The 1,102-nt window shown below is 46.8% G+C and carries 1 protein-coding gene; it reads right to left on the bottom strand.

Annotation, left to right across the window (positions count from 1 at the left end):
• Positions 1 to 546: 546 nt before the first annotated feature.
• Positions 547 to 1,102: exodeoxyribonuclease III (locus A3738_RS09270; protein ID WP_068763563.1), on the bottom strand; the 556-nt coding region annotated here is incomplete at its 5' end.

The following is a 1,102-nucleotide window of genomic DNA, read 5'->3' as shown; positions in this document are numbered from 1 at the left end:
GCCATATGCCTAAGCGCTTTTGTTTCAGGTGTTGTTTCGATTTAGCTTCTTCTTTTCTTGTCGGCAGCGGCCGACAACGCCTTAAGACCTTTAACGCTAAAGGTCTTAAGAATCTAAATGCGCCCCAGCTCTCGGGGCCTTCGGCTACACTCAAGTTCTTGTTCAAATCGGCGCTGCGGGACTCGCCTTCGGCTCGGGCAGTCCTCGCGTATTCCCGATTTTCACTAGCGAGCTTTCGTCCCTCAAGATGAGGGTGGCCGTTTCGATAAAGTATATTTTTGGCACTAACTTCCCCCTTCTGACTAGATGAGTCGCGAAAAGAATAAACAGATTAACGCCGAGGATTGTCTGAGTGAACGAAGTGAGCGAGTTCCGCAGGCGCTGTTTATTCTTGAGCAACGAATGAACCCGAAGGGCTAGGAAGTAGGGGCTGACAGGGACGAGGTGAATTTCTTAGTAAGAGAGGGTGGCCTGGGTCATTGTTAAGGGAGTGTCAGCTACTCCCTTAACTCGTCCTTCAGGACGAAACCTGAATAGAAGAAAAAACTATACCTCGATCATCACTGGACAGTGATCTGAACCCATCACCTGATCAAAAATATCTGCATTCTTGATGCGATCTTTAAAAGAGTCAGACACTAAGAAGTAATCAATCCTCCACCCTATGTTGCGCTGACGTGCTCCAGCACGGTAGCTCCACCAAGAATAACGCTCACCTTGCTCTGGATGAATATGTCGGAAGCTATCGACAAAGCCCGCATTGGTATAGGCATCCATACCATCGATTTCTTCTTGCATGTAGCCTGCGCTTTTATTGTAGTTTGGCTTCGGACGCGCGAGATCAATATCTTTATGTGCAACGTTCAAATCGCCGCAAACTAATACTGGTTTGGTTTGTTCTAGGGTTTGAATGTATTCAAGAAAAGCTTTGTCCCAAGTTTGACGATATGGCAGACGTTTGAGTTCGCTCCCGGAGTTAGGTGTGTAAACGGTGACGAGATAAAAGTCTTCGTACTCTGCGCAAATGACACGGCCTTCGGTATCGTGTTCATCGATGCCAATATCATTTTTAATAGAAAGAGGCCTTTCTTTCGTGATGATC

It is taken from the genome of Oleiphilus sp. HI0066, assembly GCF_001635725.1.
The sequence above is the reverse complement of the archived record's forward strand: the minus strand, read 5'-3'. Positions and strand labels throughout refer to the sequence as shown.